This is a genomic window from Bradyrhizobium sp. Kon69, assembly GCF_055807515.1.
This window is the reverse complement of record NZ_JBVVOS010000008.1, coordinates 183751-203326: the sequence shown is the minus strand read 5'-3', so window position 1 is coordinate 203326 and position 19576 is coordinate 183751. Positions and strand designations below refer to the sequence as shown.

The following is a 19576-nucleotide window of genomic DNA, read 5'->3' as shown; positions in this document are numbered from 1 at the left end:
CCTCGATCGTGGATGGTCGCAGTACCGGACCACGAGTTTTCGTCAAACTGCTTCCTGGGGTAATGGGTCCTGGCTTTCGCCAGGACGACCGGCGGGGAATCCCCCGCCCGCGCTACTGCCATGCGCCCGCGTTCATGGACAAATAACCGCTCTGCCCGATAGTTTGCGCGCCTCCAAAGGACGTGAAACGGAACTGCAATGGTCGACGTTCTCGCCGCACCGCAACAAGGCAAGGTGGACAGCGCGCTACGCACGCTGACGGGAATCTCGATCGCGCATTGGGTCAGCCATTTTCATCTGCTGGTCCTGCCGATGCTGTTTCCGTTCCTCAAGAATCAACTCGGCGTCGGCTATGTCGAGCTCGGCTTCGCGCTGACGGTGTCGGCCGTGGTGTCGGGGCTGACGCAGGCGCCGACCGGCTATCTCGTCGACCATTTTGGCGCGCGAAGGATTTTGCTGGGCGGTCTCACGCTCGGCGGCCTCGCGCTGATCCTGCTCGGCCTGCACCTGAGCTACACGTCGCTGATCGCCTGCGCCGTGCTGCTCGGGCTCGCCAACAGCGTCTACCATCCCGCCGATTACGCCATCCTTGCCGAGCACATGGACGAAGCGCGGATGGGCCGCGCCTTCTCGATCCATACCTTTGCCGGCTATTTCGGCGGCGCGGTGGCGCCGGCGATCGTCGCCGCGCTGGTCACCGTATCCGGCGGTGCCGGTGCGCTGATCGCATCGGGCACCATCGGCGTTCTGGTCGCGCTGTTGCTGGTGACCATGAACATTCCCGATGCCGGCGCGCACAAGACCAAGCCGGGCACCGAGAACGCACCCAAACAAGCCGTGATCACGCCGGCGCTGATCACGCTGACGGCACTGTTCATGCTGCTCAGCCTGTCGGTCGCCGGCATCAACAATTTCGGCGTGGTGGCGCTGATGAGTGGCTATGGCGCGACCTATTCCGCGGCCAATGTCGCGCTCACCGCCTTCCTCGGTGCGAGCGCCGCCGGCGTGCTCGCGGGCGGCTTCCTTGCCGACCACACCGAGCGCCACGGCTATGTCGCCGCCGCCTGCTTTGCCGCGAACGCGGCGATCGTGCTGCTGATCGCGCTGGTCACGCTGCCGGGCTGGGCGCTGATCGCCACGATGGCGACCGCGGGATTCCTCTCCGGCGTGATCGCGCCCTCGCGCGACATGCTGGTGCGCAATGCAGCGCCGCCCGGCGCGGCGGGGCGCGCCTTCGGCATCGTCTCCACCGGCTTCAATCTCGGCGGCATCGTCAGCCCGCTGCTGTTCGGCTGGATCATGGACCAGAGCGCGCCGCATTGGGTGTTCGGAGCGTCCGTGATCTTCATGCTCGCGACGGTGGTGCTCTCGCCGTTCACGGAGCGGAAGCGGCCAATCGCTGCTTGAGCAACAAACTCAATTGTCGCCCCGGCGAACGCCGGGGCCCATAACCACGAATCGGAGTTGTGGCGCAAAGCTGCCAACTCCAAGTCTTCCAACTCCAAGTCTTCGCCAAACTAAAAATCGTGGTTATGGATCCCGGCCTTCGCCGGGATGACAATTGTGATTAGGTTAACTGAAGTGGCCCTTACGTCGGCGACACCGCGCTCTTCAGCGGCGCGGCCTGCGGCGTAGCTCCACCGGTCAGCCTGGCCTTTTCCGTGTTCGGCCAGAGCAGGAGCAGCCCAAGCAGGCCGGAGCCGACCATGATCGCGGCATTGATGGTGAAGCCGGTCATGTAGCCGTCGAGCATGCTGCCGGCGCGCTGGATCACGCTGCCCATCACGAGCGGCGCCACGATGCCCGAAAGCGTATAGAGCGCGCCGTAGATCGCGAGAACCGCGCCGCGCTGCGACGTCGGCGTGAACTCGCCGAGCATGGGCGGGCAAACGACGTAGATCGCGCCGCACAGGCCGGAGCCGACCACGAGCAGGGCGATCTGGAGGCTCGCGCCTTGGACATGCGGCATCATCGCGAGGATCAGGCCGCCGACGATCAGCGGCACCGAGCCGAGCACGCCGCGGGAGATCCGCGAGGTGTAGCCACGTGCCAGCATCACCTGCGAGATCCAGCCCGTGAGAATGACGATGGTCGCACCGAACACCCAGGGCAGGATCGAGACGAAGCCCGCCTGAGACTGCGAGAAGCCGAGGCCCTTGACGATGAACGGCGTGAACCAGGTGAGCCCGAGCGACAGCGCCCAATAGGCGCCGAAGGTCGCGGTCACGCAGCCGATGAAGGTGCGCGATGTCAGAAGCTGGAGATAGGGTATTTTCGGTTCGATCACGGCTGATGCGTGGGTGTCCAGCGGGCCTTCCTTGCCGAGCGCGAGCCAAGCGGCGACCCAGATCAGGCCGACGATTCCAAGCGCACCGAACGCATAATGCCAGGAATGATTGACGATGATCCAGTTCAGCGCCGGCACCGCCAGGATCACGCCAAAGGCCGAACCCTGCGACAGGATTGCGGTCGGCATCGTGCGCTTCTCGTCGGGGAACCATTTGTAGACCGCGTGCATCGCCACCGAGGCCGCCGGGCCTTCGCCGGCGCCGAGCACGATGCGGCAGATCAGGAGCGTGGTGAAAGAGACGGTGCCGACCATCGGAAACTGCGTCAGCGCCCAGATCACCGCGAGCGTCAACAGCACCCAGCGGGTCGGTACCTTGTTGACGATGAAGCCGACCACGATCGCCGAGATCGAGAACAGGAAGAAGAACGACGAGCCGAGCAGACCGAACTGCTCGGGCTCGAGCTTCAGCTCGGTCATGATCGGAACGCCCGCAAGACCGACGACGATCTTGTCTGCGAAGTTCACCAGCATGAAAAGAAACAGGAGAAATGTAACGGTCCAGGCCCCCTTTGGCGTTTGCTTTTGCGTTTCCTTCGACGTCCCCGTCATCTTGCCCGGCGCGGCCTGCGTTCCCTGAGCGCTCATCGTTCTCCCCGTCGTCCCTTTTGGCACTTTTTTGATGTGGTCCTCTTAGGAGCTAACAACGGCTTCAATAGCAACGCAACCCGGCATTTCCGCAGCAAGTGTGCTACGCAGCAATTCCGCTAATTCCGTCCGGCGCCATTCATCGTGCTGAGCATCCGAAACCTCTCCAAGACGTTCTCTTCGGCCGGTGAGCCGGTCCATGTGCTGCGCGGCGTCGATCTCGACCTCAAGGCCGGCGAACGCGTCGCGCTGACCGGTGAGTCCGGTAGCGGCAAGAGCACGCTGTTGCACCTGATCGCAGGGCTCGATGCCGCCGATGGCGGCACGATCCGCCTGGAAGACACCGAGGTCACCAAATTGTCCGATGCGGGACGCGCCGGCCTGCGGCGCGACCGGATCGGCCTGGTGTTTCAACAGTACAATTTGATCCCGAGCCTGTCGGTCGGTGATAATCTGGTGTTTCAGGCGCGGATCGCCGGCCGGTACGACGCAGCTTGGTACGAAGAGCTGATCGAGCGTCTCGGGCTTGGCGGCCTGCTCAAGCGTTATCCAGAACAATTATCGGGCGGACAGCAGCAACGGGTCGCAATCGGCCGAGCGCTGGCAACGAAGCCGTCGTTGCTGCTGGCGGACGAGCCGACCGGCAATCTCGACGAGGCCACCGCCGAGGACGTGCTGGCGCTGACGCGCGACCTCGTCACGCGCACCGGCTGCGGCTTTCTGATGGTGACGCACAGCCTGCATCTGGCCGCGACACTCGATCGCCACGTCAACCTGCATGCCGGGCGGATCGCATGAGGCGCGCGCTCTGGGTCCTCGCCGTGCTGCTCAGCCATTGGCGGCGCCACAAGATGCAGTTCGCGACGCTCCTGATCGGGCTGATCGCGGCGACTGCGCTGTGGAGCGGCGTGCAGGCGATCAACCAGCAGGCCCGCAACGCCTATGACCGCGCCGCGGCAACCTTCGGCGGCGCGCGCACGCCGATGCTGGTCGCGCCTGATGCCGCGACCTTTCCGCAGGAATTGTTCGTCAAGCTCCGTCGCGCCGGCTGGCCGGTCTCGCCGATGCTGGAGGGACGGGTCCAGGTCAACGGGCGTTCGGTCCGGCTGCTCGGCATCGAGCCGGTGACGCTGCCGGTCGATGTCGGCAATGCACCGCGCCTCGGCGCCGCCGATCTAAGCAGCTTCGTCGCGCCGCCGGGCCAGACGCTGGTGGCGAAGGAAACGCTGAACGATTTGCAGGAGCAGGAGGGCGCGGCACCAGCGATCAGCAACGGCGCAAAACTGCCGCCGCTGCGCGTGCTGCCGCAGCTCGTTCCCGACGTGGTCGTGGTCGATATCGGCGTGGCGCAGCGGCTCCTGAACAAGCCGGACCAGATCTCGCGGCTTCTGATCGGCAAACCGAAGGGCAAGCCTGCGCCATTGGCGAGCGTCGTCGGCGACCGCTTGCAGCGGGTCGAGCCGGATGCGGAAACCGAGCTGGAGCGCCTCACCGACAGCTTTCACCTCAACCTCACCGCGTTCGGCCTGCTGTCGTTCTTCGTCGGTCTTTTCATCGTCAATTCGGCCGTCGGCCTCGCCTTCGAGCAGCGGCTGCCGATGCTGCGCACGCTGCGGGCCTGCGGTGCCTCGGCGCGACTGGTCAACACCGTGCTGGTTGTCGAGCTCGTGGCGCTGTCGCTGATCGCAGGCCTGATCGGGCTTGCCTGCGGCTATTTCATTGCGGCCGCGCTCTTGCCCGACGTCGCAGCATCCCTGCGTGGACTCTATGGCGCGCAGATCCCGGGGCAGCTCAGCTTGCGACCCGAATGGTGGCTCGCCGGGATCGGCATCAGCATTGTGGGCGCGCTGGTTGCCGCGGCGACCAGCCTGATCAAGGCTGTCAGGATGCCGGTGCTGGCGACCGCGCAGCCGCGCGCCTGGCAGCAGCGGCAGCGCCGTTGGCTGATCCTGCAAAGCGTAGCTGCCTGCGCCGTGTTCGCGGTCGCGCTGTTGCTGCTCCAGTACGGACAATCGCTGATCGCGGGCTTTGGCGTGCTGGCGGCACTGATGCTCGGCGCCGCGTTGATCCTGCCCGCGTTCCTCGACATCATCTTGCTCGTCGGGCAGCGTTTCGCGCGAAAGCCGCTCGCGCTGTGGTTCTGGGCGGACAGCCGGCAGCAGCTCTCGGGTTTGTCACTGGCGCTGATGGCGCTGCTGCTCGCGCTCGCCGTCAATGTCGGGGTGTCCACCATGGTGGAAACGTTCAGCCGCACCTTCGTCGGCTGGCTCAACGGGCGGCTCGCCGCCGACGTCTACATCAGCGCCTCCGACAATGCGAAAGGCGTCGCGATCCGCAACTGGCTGAAGCAGCGTAGCGATGTCCAGGCGATCCTGTCGGGCGGACGCGCCGAGGCGCAGGTCCAGGGCCAGCCGGTGGAATTGCTTGGCCTGCCCGATCATGCGCTCTATCGCGAGCGCTGGCCGCTGCTGGAAGCCGCGCCGCGTGCCTGGACACAACTCATACCCGGCAATGCCGCGTTCATCAGCGAGCAGCTGAGCCGCCGCCTCAACGTTCGCGTCGGCGACGTCATCGAGGTGCCGGCGCCGGGCGGGACCTGGGAGCTCGACATCGTCGGCATCTATGCCGACTACGGTAATCCCAAGGGCCAGCTTGCGGTAAATGTCGCGGCGCTGATCCGGCAGTTTCCGCAGACGCCGCAGACGCGCATCAGTCTCATCGTCGCGAAGGAGAATATCCCCGGCCTGATCGTGGCGCTGCAGAAGCAGTTTACGCTCGACGATCGCAGCGTCGCCGACCAGGCGACGGTGAAGACGGAGTCCATCCGCATCTTCAACCGCACCTTTGCGGTGACGTCGGCGCTGAATGCGTTCACGCTCGGCGTCGCCGGGATCGCGCTTCTGACCAGCCTTCTCACGCTGGCGAACTCGCGCCTGCCGCAGCTCGCGCCGCTCTGGGCGATCGGCATCACGCGGCCGCGCCTTGCCGCGATCGAACTGACCAAGACGCTGTCGGTTGCGCTGTTCACGTCGCTCCTGGCGGTGCCGCTCGGGCTGCTGGTGGCATGGTGCCTGATCGCGATCGTCAACGTGAAGGCGTTCGGCTGGCGGCTGCCGTTCCATGTGTTTCCGTTGCAACTGGTCGAGCTGGTCGCAGTCGCGCTGTTCGCCTCGTTGCTTGCCGCGCTGCTGCCGATGATCCGACTGGCCCGAATGCAGCCGGCGAGCCTCGTCAAGGTGTTTGCCAATGAGCGCTGACAGGATCTCGCGACGCACCTTCGCCGGCGGCATCGCCGCACTCGCGGCAGTCCGCCGCGCGGGCGCGCAAGGCTATGCCGGGCTCGGCGAGACGGCCGATGGCTTTGCCAAGGTCACACCGGGAAAGACGTTCGCCTTTCCGGACGATCACGGGCCGCATCCGGAGTTTCGCATCGAGTGGTGGTATCTCACGGCGAATCTCGTCGATAGCAGCGGCGCGGCTTGCGGCCTGCAATGGACGCTGTTCCGCCAGGCGACACAGCCGGGGCCGCAGGGCGAAGGCTGGGCCAATCAGCAGGTGTGGATGGCGCATGCGGCGGTGACGCGCGCCGACACTCACCGCTTCAACGAGCTGTTTTCACGCGGCGGTGTGGGACAGGCCGGCGTCACGACAAAATCGTTTGCGGCCTGGATCGACGATTGGGAGATGACGGGGGCTGAGCGCACCGAAGATCGCACTTTGGCGCCGCTGACGCTGAGGGCCTCCGGCGCCGACTTCAGTTACGCGCTGACGCTGGAGGCCGATCGTCCCGTGGTGCTGCAAGGCGATCGCGGCTACAGCCGCAAGTCGGAGCGCGGTCAGGCCTCCTATTATTATAGCCAGCCGTTCTATCGCGCCCGCGGCACGCTCACCATCGACGACAGGCCCGTCGATGTTTCCGGCCAGGCCTGGATGGACCGCGAATGGAGCAGCCAGCCGCTCGACGCCGACCAGACCGGCTGGGACTGGCTGTCGCTGCATCTCGCGTCCGGCGACAAGCTGATGCTGTACCGGCTGCGCCAGAATGACGGCCATAATCATCCGTTTGGCAACTGGATCTCCGCCACAGGCGACACGCACATGATTGCGGGCGACGACATCCAGATGAGTCCGAAGGCGACCGCCGAGGTCGCGGGACACAAGCTGCCGGTGGAATGGCAGATCGCGATCCCTTCGCGGTCGTTCTCGATACAGTGCAAGCCGCTCAATCCAAAGGCGTGGATGGGGACCGGTTTCTCCTATTGGGAAGGGCCGCTCAGCTTTGCCGGCACGCATGACGGCGTTGGCTATCTCGAGCTGACCGGGTATTGAACCGGGACCTCTTCGAAGGGACTAGCGATGTATCACCTCACCGCCCTCGTCACGCTGCTGGCGATCCTGTTCTATTTCTTCACCTCCATCAACGTGTCACGCTCGCGCACCAAAACCGGCGTCAAGGTGCCTGCGATGTCGGGCCATCCGGATTTCGAGCGCGCCTTCCGGATCCAGATGAACACGCTGGAATGGATGCCGATCTTCCTGCCGTCGCTCTGGCTGTTCGCGATTTACATCAATGATGCCGGTGCTGCGGCGATCGGCGCGGTCTGGATCGTCGGCCGCATCGTCTACTTCATCGGCTATTCGAAGACCGCCGCAAAACGTGGCCCGGGATTTTTTATTCAGGGCATCGCGGCCATTGCACTGTGGGCGGGGGCGCTGGGAGCGGCGGTGCTGCGGCTGGTGTGAGCGGCGGGTTGCGAAGACTTCCCCGCCGTCGTCCTGGCTTTCGCCAGGACGACATAGAGATCGCTACTTCGTCAGCGGACAGCCGCTCTCCTTGGCAGTGAAGAACGCCTTCTCGCCGGGAACGACTGCGAGCTGCTTGTAATAGTCCCAAGGCTTCTTCGATTCCGAGGGCTTCTTGACCTCGAACAGATACATGTCGTGGACCATGCGGCCGTTCTCGAGCACCTTGCCGCCTTGCGCGAAGTCGTCGTCGACCGGCAGCTCCTTCAGCTTCTTGGCGACCGCATCCGGATCCTTGGTGCCGGCAGCTTTGACCGCCTTGAGATAGCTCAGCGTCGCCGAATAGGTGCCGGCCTGGATCATGTTCGGCATCCGGCCGGTGCGCTTGAGAAAGCGTTCGCCGAGATTGCGGGTGCGGTCGTTGACGTCCCAGTAATAGCCCTCGGTCAGCACCAGGCCTTGCGCGGCCTGCAAGCCGAGGCCGTTCACTTCGGCGAGCGTCATCAAGAGGCCCGCGAGCTTCTGGCCACCGGAGACGATGCCGAACTCGGACGCCTGCTTGATCGAGTTGGTGGTGTCGAGGCCGGCATTGGCAAGGCCGACGATCTTCGCCTTCGAGCTCTGCGCCTGGAGCAGGAAGGAGGAGAAGTCCGAGGAGTTGAGCGGCACGCGCACCGAACCGAGCACCTTGCCGCCATTGGCCGTGACGATCTCGCTGGTGTCCTTCTCGAGCGCATAGCCGAAGGCGTAGTCCGCGGTGAGGAAGAACCAGCTGTCGCCGCCGGCCTTGGTCAGCGAGCCGCCGGTGCCGACGCCGAGCGCGCGGGTGTCATAGGCCCAGTGGAAACCATAGGGCTGGCAGGCATCGCCGGTGAGGCGCGAGGTCGCAGCGCCGACGACGATGTCGATCTTCTTCTTTTCCTTGGAAAGCTCGTGGATCGCGAGCGCGACCGAGGAGGTCGTCAGCTCCGTGATCATGTCGACGTTCTCGACATCGTACCAGCGGCGCGCGATCGAGGTCGCGAGATCCGGCTTGTTCTGGTGGTCGGCGGTGACGAGCTCGACCTTCTGGCCGAGCACCTCGCCGCCAAAATCCTCGATCGCCATCCTGGCGGCTTCGACGGACCATTTGCCGCCGTAATCGGCGTAGACGCCGGACTGGTCGTTGAGGATGCCGATCTTGACGCCTTGCGCAGAGGCCGGCGCGGCCAGCAACAGGGTGGAGGTTGCGACAGCGGCCAAAAGGGTTGATTTCATGTGTTAGCTCCCAGCAGTTTTCTGTTTTGAAATCGCGCGGATACTAGTGAAGAACCCCGGCGGTGCCCATCCATTTCGGCCTAGGCCGTTAGTATGGGCGCGGCCATTTTTGATGAATTGCCGTCGTCCTGGACAAGCGAGCGGAGCGAGCGCTGATCCAGGACCCATTACCCCAGGGAGCAGTTTGGCGAAGTCTCGGAGTTAGCAGCTCGCACAGCAACCACTCCCTGGGGTAATGGGTCCTGGCTTTCGCCAGGACGACATTGGAGAGGAATCAGGCCACCGCCCTCGGCTTGCCCTCGTTCTTCCCCTCGGCCAGGTTCCTCACCACGACGTAGAAGATCGGCGTGAACAACAGCCCGAACAGAGTGACACCGATCATGCCGAAGAACACGGCGACGCCGACCGCTTGCCGCATCTCCGAACCGGAGCCGGACGAGATCACCAGCGGCAGCACGCCGAGGATGAAGGCGAAGGACGTCATCAGGATCGGCCGCAGGCGCAGGCGGCAGGCGTCGATCACGGCCTCCAGCCGCGGCTTGCCTTCCTTCTCGATGTCGCGGGCGAACTCGACGATCAGGATCGCGTTCTTTGCCGCCAGCCCCACTAGCACGACGAAACCGATCTGGGTGAGGATGTTGACGTCCTGCCCCATGATGCGCACGCCGATGGTGGCGGCCAACAGGCACATCGGCACGATCAGGATCACCGCGAATGGCAAGGTCCAGCTGCCATATTGCGCGGCGAGCACGAGATAGACGAACAGCACGCAGATCGGGAACACGTACAGACCCGCATTGCCGCCCGTGATCTGCTGGTACGACAGGTCGGTCCATTCGAAGGTGAAGCCGCTCGGCAGGGTGTCGTCGGCGAGCTTCTTGATGGCGTTGAGCGCGGTGGTCGAGCTGGTGCCCGGCGCCGGCTCGCCCTGCAATTCGGACGCCGCGTAGAGATTGTAGCGCGCGACGCGGTCGGGGCCGGAGACGTCCTTGAACTCGACCACGCTGCCGAGCATCACCATGTCGCCGGAGGCGTTGCGCGTGCGCAACCGCGAGAGATCGCTGGGCTCTTTCCGGAACGGGAAATCCGCCTGCGCGGTGACGTGGTAGGTGCGGCCGAACAGGTTGAAGTCGTTGACATAGGTCGATCCGAAATAGGTCTGGATCGTGTCGTTGATGCCGGCGATGGGAACGCCGAGCTTCTGCGCCTTGGTGCGGTCGATGTCGACGAAGAGCTGCGGCGTGTTGGCCGAGAACGGCGAGAACACGGAGGGAGCGAGCAGCAAGGGCGATTTGCGCGCCGCGGCGACAAGCTCGTCGGTAGCCGCGGCGAGCATCTCCGGCCCACGGCCCTGGCGGTCCTGGATGCGGATGGTGAAGCCGCCGCCGGTGCCGATGCCGGGCACGGCCGGCGGCGGAATCACGATGATGAAGGCACCCTGAATCGCGGCCAGGCGTTTGCGCAGCTCGACCGTGATGGCGTTCGCGGACAATCCCTTCTTGATCCGCGCCTCGGGCTCGTCGAACACCGGGAAGAGCGCCGCCGCATTGCCGGCCTGCGTCCGCGTCGCGCCGGAGAAGCCGGCGAAAGCGGCGACGCGGATGATACCCGGCGTATCCAGCGCGATCCGCTCGATCTCGCGCACGACCTCGGTGGTCCGCGCCAGCGAGGCCGCGCCCGGCAATTGCACGGAGATGATGACGTAGCCGCGGTCCTGCGCCGGAATAAAGCCTTGCGACGTGGTCCCGATCAGCCAGCCGGCGCTGCCGATCAGCACGACGTAGATCAGGATCATCACCGCCGAATGCCGGATCACGAAATTGGCCAGGCCCGCATAGCCATGCGCGAGACGGTCGAACACGCGGTTGAAGACGCCGGTGAAAGCGTTCCAGCCGCGTGCGAGGATATTCCAGCGCGCCGGCGGCCGCTTCTCCTCGTGCGGAACGAGAAGAAGCGAGGCCAGCGCCGGCGACAGCGTCAACGAGCAGAAGCAGGAGATTGCGGTCGCGACCGCAATGGTGACGGCGAATTGCTGGAAGAATTGCCCGGAGATGCCGCCCAGAAACGCGGTCGGGACGAACACCGCGCAGAGCACCAGCGCGATCGACACCAGTGCTCCGCCGACTTCCTCCATGGTCTTCAGCGCGGCATCGCGCCGGCTCATGCCATGCTCGAGATGCCGCTCGACATTCTCGACCACCACGATGGCGTCGTCGACGACGATACCGACGGCGAGAACGAGACCGAACAGCGTGAGATTGTTGATGGAGAAGCCGAGCGCCGCCATCACCGCGAAAGTGCCGACCAGCGACACCGGGATCGCGATGATCGGAATGATCGCGGGCCGCCATCCCTGCAGGAACACCAGCACGACGACGACCACGAGCAACATGGCTTCGTAGATGGTCTTGATCAGCTCGTGGACCGACTGCGCGATGAACTCGGTCGGGTTGTAGCCGATATTGAAGTCGAGGCCTTTCGGAAAGGTCTCCTTCAGCTTCGTCATCGTGTCCGAAATGTGCTTCGCGGTCGCGAGCGCGTTCGATCCCGGCCGCTGCGTCACCAGCATGGCGACCGCCGATTTGCGCAGCAGGAAGCTGTTGGTGGAGTAGGCGAGAGCACCGAGCTCGATACGGGCGACGTCACGCAGGCGCACCGTGCGGCCGTCGGAGCCGGCCTTGATCAGGATGTCCTCGAACTGCTTCTGGTCTTTCAATCGCCCGGTGAAGGTGAGGTTCGGCTGGAAAGCGCGGTCGGCGATCGGCGGCTCGGCGATCTGGCCGCCCGCGATCTGCACGTTCTGCGCACGGATCGCGGCGAGCACTTCGGCCGACGTCAGGCCGAGATTGGCGATCCGGTCAGGATCGAGCCATAGCCGCATCGAATAATCGCGTGCGCCGAAGATCTGGATGTCGCCGACGCCGTCGATCCGGAGCAGCTGGTCGCGGACCTGGAGCAGCGCGTAGTTGGAGATGTAGAGCTGGTCGAAAGTGTCGTCCGGCGACAGCATGAACACGACCATCAAGATGTCGGGCGAGTTCTTGCGCGTGGTGACGCCGTTGCGCTGAACCTCTTCAGGCAAACGCGGCTGCGCGATCGCGACGCGGTTCTGCACCAGCACCTGGGCCTTGTCGAGATCGGTGCCGAGCTTGAAAGTGACGGTGATGGTGAGCTGGCCGTTCGAGGTCGCCTGGCTGTAGAGATACAGCATGTCTTCGACGCCGTTGATCTCCTGCTCGATGGGGGCTGCAACCGTGTCGGACACGGTCTGCGCGGAGGCACCGGGATATTGCGTGGTGACGACGACGGTCGGCGGCACCACCTGCGGATATTCGGAGACAGGCAGCGTGGTGTAGGCCAGCGCGCCGACGATCAGCAGCACGATCGATAGCACCATCGCGAGAATGGGCTGGTTGATGGAGAGGCGGCCAAGGTTCATGACTTGTCACCGGGCTTGCCGCCGGCTGGCGCAGTCTGCGGGGCGACCTTGGCGCCGACACGGGCGCGCTGGATGCCGTTGACGATAACGCGGTCCTCGGCCTTCAGCCCCTCGCGGATCACGCGCAAGCCGTCGTCGAGCGGTCCGAGGGTCACGGGACGCGCCTCGACAGTGTCGTCCGGCTTCACCACGAACACGATCTTGCGGGACTGGTCGGTCGCAACCGCGACGTCGGGAATCAGCAGCGCCTCATAGGGCGCGCTGCCGATCAGGCGGACGCGACCGAACTGACCCGGCAAGATCGACAGATCGGTGTTCTTGATCACGGCGCGGCTGCGCAGCGTGCCGGTAGAGACATCGAGGCGGTTGTCGAGGAAATTGATACTGCCTTCACGGGATGGTTTCGTCTCGCCGGCGAGCGTCACCTGCACCGGGTTCGCCGTATCGCGCGAGCTCGGGCGGCGGCCTTCGAACCACAGCTTGCTGTATTTGATGAAGGTCGCCTCATCCATGTCGAAATAGATATAGATCGGATCGAGCGTCACGATCGAGGTGAGCAGCGTCGACGTTCCGGTATCGCTGCCCTGCACGAGATTGCCAGGGCTGACGAGATGGCGGCTGACGCGGCCGGTCAGCGGCGCCGTCACATGCGTGAATTCGATATTGAGCTTGGCGACTTTGAGCGCACCCTCGGCCTGTGTTTCGGCAGCGTGCGCGGCCTGCAAGGCCTGACGGCGCTGATCGACAACCTGCTCGGAGACGGCACTGGTCTGCACCAGGCTCAAACCACGATCGAGCTCCCGCTTTGCAAGCTCCACCTTGGCACGCGCATCGGAAAGCTGCCCCTCCGCCTGCGTGGCCACCGCCTCGAACGGACGTGGGTCGATGACATAGAGCAGATCGCCCTGACGCACGATGGCGCCATCCTGGAATTCGACAGAGTTGACGAACCCGCCGACGCGCGGGCGGACCTGCACCTCCTCCATCGCCTCGAAGCGGCCGGTGAACTCGTCCCAATCGGTGACGGTGCGCTTGACGGGCTGGGCGACGGTCACCGGCGCGGGCGGCGGCGCGGCCGCTTGCGGGGTCGGCTGGCCACAGCCCGCAAGACCGAATGCCGCGGCGAGAAACCCCGCGATCAGGCGAGGTCGAGGCGAAACGAAATCGTGCCTTTTGGCAAACTGCTCGCTTCCGTCCGGTCCAGTCATCCCAGGTCCTCGCATAAAAACCGCGGAAATAGCAGGGTACGCCTGTACCCGCGGGCGCCACAAGATGGGTCGCAATGATGAACTCTTCAAGACCTTCGCACGCGCAATGCTCGGAGGAATGCCCTGGCCGGATGACGGGTTGACAGGTCCTTCTTCGCCTCTCCCCGCCTGCGGGGAGAGGCCGGATCGCGGACGCGATCCGGGTGAGGGGAGCCTCCGCGAGTCCGACTGCCACCGTGATTGTTGAGACAGCCCCTCACCCCAACCCTCTCCCCGTAAGAACGGGGAGAGGGGGAGAAAAAGCCCAGCGTCTTCGCGCATGACGAATGCCGCCAGCGCGGTTAGACTACCCCCCACAAAAACAAGTCGAATTGTCCGGGGAGGACAGGCGTGCACCAGGGACGTGTCGTTTACGGCGCGATCGAGGAAGTCGTGTTCGGCCACCCCGCGGCCGAAGCCGTGGTCGCGCAGATGGACCGGCTGGGGACGCGCCGCGCCTTCCTGATGGTCTCGGGGACGCTCAACCGCCAGACCGACGAAATCACGAAGATCAAACAGGCCCTGGGCACAAATTGCGCGGGCGTCTTCGATGCCATGCCGGCGCACACACCGCGCGAGGCGGTGATCGCCGCCACCAATGCGGCGCGCGACGCGGGCGCCGACCTGATCGTCACCGTGGGCGGCGGTTCGATCACCGACGCCGCCAAGGCGGTGCAGCTCTGCCTCGCCAACGGCATCGACGATGTCGACGGCATCGAGCGTATCCGCGTGCACAAGGACGTCGCGCCCGAGATGAATGCGCCGACCGTGCGTCAGATCAGCGTCCCGACCACGATTGCCGGCGGCGAGTTCAGCTCGATCGCAGGCGTCACCGACCGCACCGCCCGTGTGAAACAGATGCTACGGCATCCGCTCAGCGTTCCGCGCGCGACCATCCTTGATCCCGCCATCACCGTGCACACGCCGGAATGGCTGTTCCTCTCGACCGGCATCCGCGCCATCGATCATTGCGTCGAGGCGATCTGCTCGCGCGAGACGCATCCCTATGCCGACGCGCAGTCGGTGAAGGGCCTGGCCATGCTCGCCGACGCGCTGCCGCGGGTGAAGGCTGATCCTGCTGACCTCGACGCACGCATGGATGCGCAGATCGGCACCTGGCTGTCGATGGGCGCGCTTGCCGCCGGCGTGCCGATGGGCGCGAGCCACGGCATCGGTTACGTGCTGGGCGCGACCTTCGACGTGCCGCATGGCTACACCTCCTGCGTCATGCTGCCGGCCGTGATGCGCTGGAATGCGCCCGACAATGCCGAGCGCCAGATGATCGTCGCGGCCGCAATGGGCTTTCCCGGTCACAAGGCGGCCGACGTGCTCGATGCCTTCATCCGCTCGCTCGGCATGCCGCGCAGCCTCGCCGATGTGCAGGTCTCGCCCGAGCATTTCGACGCCATCGCGGACGCTGCGATGCGCACGAACTGGATCCCGCGCAACCCGCGCAAGATCGACGGCCCCGCGCAGGTGCGCGAAATCCTGCTTCTTGCCGCATGATCTAAAGCCGGAGGACCGATGTACCCAGGTCAGCATGCCCGCCTGCGCCCGCTCCAGCCCGCCTTCATCATGGCGGTAACAGGCGAGGCCGTCACCTATCGCGAGCTCGATGCGCGCAGCAACCGGCTGGCGCATTTGTTCCGCAAGCACGGCTTGAAGCGGCTCGACCATTATTCGATCTTCATGGAGAACAATTCCCGCTACCTCGAAGCCTGCGGCGCGGGCGAGCGCTCCGGCCTCTACTACACCTGCATCAACTCGTTCCTGACGCCGGGCGAGCTCGCTTATCTCCTGGTCAACAGCCAGTCGAAAATCCTGATCACGTCGGTTGCGAAGCTTGAGATCGCGCGCGAAGCCATCAAGGTCTGTCCCGACATCAAACTGTGCATCGTCGCCGATGGCCCCGGCGAGAGTGAGCGCATCGTCGGCCTCACCGAGGTGACCGCCAACCTGCCGAAGACGCCGATCCCGGACGAATGGCTCGGCACCGCCATGCTGTATTCATCGGGCACGACGGGACGGCCAAAAGGGATTCTGCGACCCCTTCCGGAGGAGCCGCCAAAGCACAATCTGCCGTTGTTCGATTTCCTGACCAAGCTTTGGCAATACCGCGAGGGCATGATCTACCTCTCGCCGGCGCCGCTCTATCATTCGGCGCCGCAGGCCGCCGTGAACCTCACGATCCGGATGGGCGGCACCGTCATCATCATGGAAAATTTCGATCCCGAGCGTTACCTCCAGCTCGTGCAGCAATGGGGCATTACTCATACCCAGTTGGTGCCGACGATGTTCTCGCGCATGCTCAAGCTGCCGGAGGAGGTGCGCACGCGCTATGACCTGTCGTCGCTCGAAATCGCGATCCACGCCGCCGCCCCCTGCCCGGCCCTGGTGAAGGACGACATGATCAAATGGTGGGGACCGATCATCCACGAATATTACGGCGCGACCGAAGGCCTTGGCTTCACCGCCTGCGACAGCGCGGAATGGCTCGCCCATCGCGGCACCGTCGGCAAGGTGCTGCTCGGCGAGCTCCATATTCTCGACGAGACCATGAAACCATGCCCCACCGGCACGCCAGGACAGGTCTGGTTCAAGACGGCCTCGCCTTTTGAATATTTCAACGACCCGGAGAAGACCAAGGAGGCGCGATCGGCCGACGGCAGCATGAGCACGGTCGGCGACGTCGGCTATGTCGACGAGGACCGCTTCCTTCATCTCACAGACCGCGCGACCTTCATGATCATCTCGGGCGGCGTGAACATCTATCCGCAGGAGTGCGAGAATCTGTTGATCACCCATCCAAAGGTTGCGGACGCCGCGGTGTTCGGCGTGCCCAATCCCGACCTCGGCGAAGAGGTGAAGGCGGTGGTACAGCCGATGCCGGGCGTCGTGCCGGGCGAGGCGCTCGCCGAAGAGCTGATCGCGTTCTGCGGGGCGTCGCTGTCGCGGCAGAAGGTGCCGCGCTCGGTCGATTTTGAAAAGGAGTTGCCGCGGCTGCCGACAGGGAAGCTGTACAAGCGGCTGCTGCGGGACCGCTATTGGGGGAACAAGGCGTCCAGGATCGTGTGAGGACCGCTGTCGTCCTGGCGAACGCCAGGACCCATACCGCGTGATCTCACGAGTAGAGAAGGTAGCAATACCGAACGACCAATCTTCGCCAAACACCTCCGTGGGGGTAATGGGTCCTGGCGTTCGCCAGGACGACGCCGGAGGGTCGTCTCACAATTTGTGAGAGAAATCCCCTGCGGCCTTGCGTCATCCGAATTGCCGAGAGGCCGCCCGTCCTTGCCGGTTGCCTCCCCGCACACGCGTCGCTATCGTCCACTCAAGCAGGCCGCAAAAGGCTAATGTCCAGGGAGGACGAGGATGCGGAGCGTACGAGCGCTCGCCGCGACGGCGGCGCTATCTTTGCTTGCGTTTTCGACCATTGCACTCGCCGGCGAGCCCAAGCAGGGCGGCATTTTGCGGATGTACCACCGCGACAGTCCCGGCAACGCCTCGATCCACGAAGGCGCGACCTACTCGCTCAATGTTCCCTTCATGCCGGTGTTCAACAACCTCGTCATCTACAAGCAGGACGTGGCGCAGAACAGCATGGACACGATCGTGCCCGAGCTCGCCGAGAGCTGGGCCTGGGTCAACGACAACAAGACACTGACCTTCAAGCTGCGCCAGGGCGTGAAGTGGCACGACGGCAAGCCGTTCACCTCGGCGGACGTCAAATGCACCTTCGACATGCTGATGGGCAAGTCGCAGCAGAAGTTCCGGCAGAACCCGCGCAAGAGCTGGTACGAACAGGTCAACGATGTCTCCACCAACGGCGATCTCGAGGTCTCCTTCAACCTCAAGCGGCCGCAGCCTTCGCTAATTGCACTGCTCGCCTCGGGCTACACGCCGGTCTATCCCTGCCACGTCTCACCCGGCGACATGCGCACGCACCCGATCGGCACGGGCCCGTTCAAGTTCGTCGAGTTCAAGGCCAATGAATCGATCAAGCTGACTCGCAATCCCGATTATTGGCGCAAGGGGCGGCCCTATCTCGACGGCATCGAGTTTACCATCATCCCGAACCGCTCGACCGCCATTCTCGCCTTCGTCGCCGGCAAGTTCGACATGGCCTTCCCGACCGAGGTGAGCATCCCGCTTCTCAAGGACGTCAAATCGCAGGCGCCGAACGCGGTCTGCGTGGTCGAGCCCAACAATGTCGCGACCAACATCATCGTCAATTCGTCCGCGCCGCCGTTCGACAATATCGACATCCGCCGCGCCATGGCGCTGTCGCTCGACCGCAAGGCCTTCATCTCGATCTTGTTCGAGGGTCAGGGCGACATCGGCGGCACCCTGCTGCCGCCGCCGAACGGGCTGTGGGGCATGCCGAAAGAGATGCTCGAGACCATTCCGGGCTACGGCCCCGACATCAACGCCAACCGCGAGGAAGCAAAAAAGCTGATGCAGAAGGCCGGTTATGGGCCGGACAAGCATCTCGCGGTCAAGGTCTCGACCCGCAACATCCCGGTCTATCGCGATCCGGCGGTGATCCTGATCGACCAGCTCAAGAGTATCTATATCGACGGCGAGCTCGACGTGGTCGAGACCGCGAACTGGTTCCCGAAGATCGCGCGCAAGGACTACATGCTCGGGCTCAATTTGACCGGCAATGCCGTCGACGATCCTGACCAGTCCTTCTACGAGAACTATTCCTGCGGCTCCGAGCGCAACTACACCAATTACTGCAACAAGGAGATCGAGAAGCTGTTCGACGTGCAGTCCCAGGAGACCGACGTCAGCAAGCGCAAGAAGCTGGTGTGGGACATCGACAAGAAGTTGCAGGAGGACGTCGCCCGCCCCATCATCTTCCACGCACGGACCGGCAGCTGCTGGCAGCCTTACGTCAGGGGCGTGACGGTGATGTCGAACAGCTCGTATAATGGATATCGGTACGAGGATGTCTGGATGGACAAGTAGCGCGGGCGGCTGACGGGTTCGACGGGAGGCGATGCATGTTTGCCTATCTGGTGCGGCGCCTGTTCCTGATGCTCGTGACCCTGTTCGGGATCTCGGTCGTCATCTTCTTCCTGCTGCGTATCGTTCCCGGGAATATCGTCGACATCCTGTTTGCCGCGGCCGGCTATGTCGATCCCGCCGACAAGGCCAATCTGGAAAAAGAGCTCGGCATCGACCAGCCGCTGGTGGTGCAATATTGGCACTGGATCAGCGGCTTTCTGCGCGGCGACTTTGGCTACTCCTACGTCTCCGAGAAGCCGGCGCTTCAGGAAATCCTGCCACGGATCCCGATCACGGCACGGCTCGCCGGGCTGGCGCTGTTGTTCTCGGCGTCGATCGGCATTCCCCTGGGCGTCATCAGCGCGGTGAAGCAGGGAACGAGGCTCGATTACGCGTTGCGTGTGGTGAGCCTGAGCGGATTGTCGCTGCCTTCGTTCTGGCTGGGCCTGCTCATCCTCACCGCCTCGGTGGCGATGTTCAACCAGATGCCGATCTTCAATCCGAATCCGGCGACCTGGCTGGAAGCCTTCGCGACCTATGCCGTGCCCGCCGCCGCCGTCGGCTTCCGCAGCGCGGCGCTGACGATGCGCATCACGCGATCCTCGATGCTGGAGGTGCTGCGGCAGGACTATATCCGCACCGCGCGTGCCAAGGGCGCATCGGACGCCGCCGTGAACTATCAGCATGCGCTGAAGAACGCGATTTTGCCCGTCATCACCGTGATCGGCATCGAGGCGGCGTTCCTGATCGGCGGCCTCATCGTCACCGAGACCGTGTTCAACATCCCCGGCGTCGCGCGTTTCCTGGTCGAGGCGATCCGCTGGCGCGATTATCCGATCGTGCAGAACCTGGTGATGCTGATTGCCATCGTCGTGGTGAGCGCGAATTTCATCGTCGACATGCTGTACGCCGTGTTCGACCCGCGTATCCGGTACACGGATTAGG

At 64.3% G+C, this 19576-nt stretch carries 13 protein-coding genes; 9 read left to right on the top strand and 4 right to left on the bottom strand.

The features are described 5' to 3' along the window. Positions 1 to 198: 198 nt before the first annotated feature. A complete protein-coding gene (locus tag AC0L3U_RS13400) occupies positions 199 to 1407 on the top strand; it encodes an MFS transporter (RefSeq protein ID WP_473345690.1) in 1209 nt (402 codons plus the stop codon). Positions 1408 to 1588: 181 nt separating this feature from the next. Here AC0L3U_RS13400 and AC0L3U_RS13395 read toward each other — a convergent pair whose 3' ends face one another. Beyond that, a complete protein-coding gene (locus AC0L3U_RS13395) occupies positions 1589 to 2935 on the bottom strand; it encodes an MFS transporter (RefSeq protein WP_473362072.1) in 1347 nt (448 codons plus the stop codon). Positions 2936 to 3079: 144 nt separating this feature from the next. Between AC0L3U_RS13395 and AC0L3U_RS13390 the strand changes: the two genes are divergently transcribed. Genes AC0L3U_RS13390 through AC0L3U_RS13375 form a run of 4 tightly spaced genes read left to right on the top strand, consistent with a single transcriptional unit; the run spans position 3080 to position 7678 of the window. Further along, positions 3080 to 3733, top strand: coding sequence for an ABC transporter ATP-binding protein (locus AC0L3U_RS13390; protein WP_473362071.1), 654 nt, complete (start codon positions 3080 to 3082; stop codon positions 3731 to 3733). Continuing rightward, on the top strand, positions 3730 to 6192 hold the full coding sequence (locus tag AC0L3U_RS13385; RefSeq protein ID WP_473362070.1) for an ABC transporter permease: 2463 nt from the start codon (positions 3730 to 3732) through the stop codon (positions 6190 to 6192). Before AC0L3U_RS13390 ends, AC0L3U_RS13385 begins: the two co-directional genes overlap by 4 nt. Next, positions 6182 to 7264, top strand: coding sequence for a lipocalin-like domain-containing protein (locus AC0L3U_RS13380; RefSeq protein WP_473362069.1), 1083 nt, complete (start codon positions 6182 to 6184; stop codon positions 7262 to 7264). The genes AC0L3U_RS13385 and AC0L3U_RS13380 overlap by 11 nt, the downstream gene beginning before the upstream one ends. A gap of 27 nt (positions 7265 to 7291) precedes the next feature. Next, the gene (locus AC0L3U_RS13375) at positions 7292 to 7678 is read left to right on the top strand and encodes an MAPEG family protein (protein ID WP_473362068.1); all 387 of its coding nucleotides are present in this window, start codon (positions 7292 to 7294) and stop codon (positions 7676 to 7678) included. A 63-nt stretch (positions 7679 to 7741) separates the two neighbouring features. On the opposite strand, the gene AC0L3U_RS13370 is transcribed toward AC0L3U_RS13375, so the two are convergent. From AC0L3U_RS13370 to AC0L3U_RS13360, 3 genes are all read right to left on the bottom strand, one after another. Next, complete coding sequence (locus AC0L3U_RS13370) at positions 7742 to 8935, bottom strand: ABC transporter substrate-binding protein (protein ID WP_473362067.1); 1194 nt, start codon at positions 8933 to 8935, stop codon at positions 7742 to 7744. A 274-nt stretch (positions 8936 to 9209) separates the two neighbouring features. Further along, positions 9210 to 12374 (bottom strand): efflux RND transporter permease subunit, encoded by a 3165-nt coding sequence (locus tag AC0L3U_RS13365; RefSeq protein WP_473362066.1) that lies wholly within the window; start codon positions 12372 to 12374, stop codon positions 9210 to 9212. Beyond that, positions 12371 to 13582 (bottom strand): efflux RND transporter periplasmic adaptor subunit, encoded by a 1212-nt coding sequence (locus AC0L3U_RS13360; protein WP_473362065.1) that lies wholly within the window; start codon positions 13580 to 13582, stop codon positions 12371 to 12373. Before AC0L3U_RS13360 ends, AC0L3U_RS13365 begins: the two co-directional genes overlap by 4 nt. Before the next feature lie 390 nt (positions 13583 to 13972). On the opposite strand from AC0L3U_RS13360, the gene AC0L3U_RS13355 reads away from it, so the two are divergent. From AC0L3U_RS13355 to AC0L3U_RS13340, 4 genes are all read left to right on the top strand, one after another. Next, on the top strand, positions 13973 to 15127 hold the full coding sequence (locus tag AC0L3U_RS13355) for an iron-containing alcohol dehydrogenase (protein ID WP_473362064.1): 1155 nt from the start codon (positions 13973 to 13975) through the stop codon (positions 15125 to 15127). Between the two features lie 18 nt (positions 15128 to 15145). Then, positions 15146 to 16696, top strand: coding sequence for an AMP-binding protein (locus tag AC0L3U_RS13350; RefSeq protein WP_473362063.1), 1551 nt, complete (start codon positions 15146 to 15148; stop codon positions 16694 to 16696). Positions 16697 to 16993: 297 nt separating this feature from the next. Beyond that, positions 16994 to 18592 carry an ABC transporter substrate-binding protein gene (locus AC0L3U_RS13345; RefSeq protein WP_473362062.1) on the top strand — a complete coding sequence of 533 codons (1599 nt, stop codon included), beginning with the start codon at positions 16994 to 16996 and terminating at the stop codon, positions 18590 to 18592. 35 nt (positions 18593 to 18627) lie between these two features. Then, on the top strand, positions 18628 to 19575 hold the full coding sequence (locus AC0L3U_RS13340) for an ABC transporter permease (protein WP_354127061.1): 948 nt from the start codon (positions 18628 to 18630) through the stop codon (positions 19573 to 19575). Position 19576 lies beyond the last annotated feature (1 nt).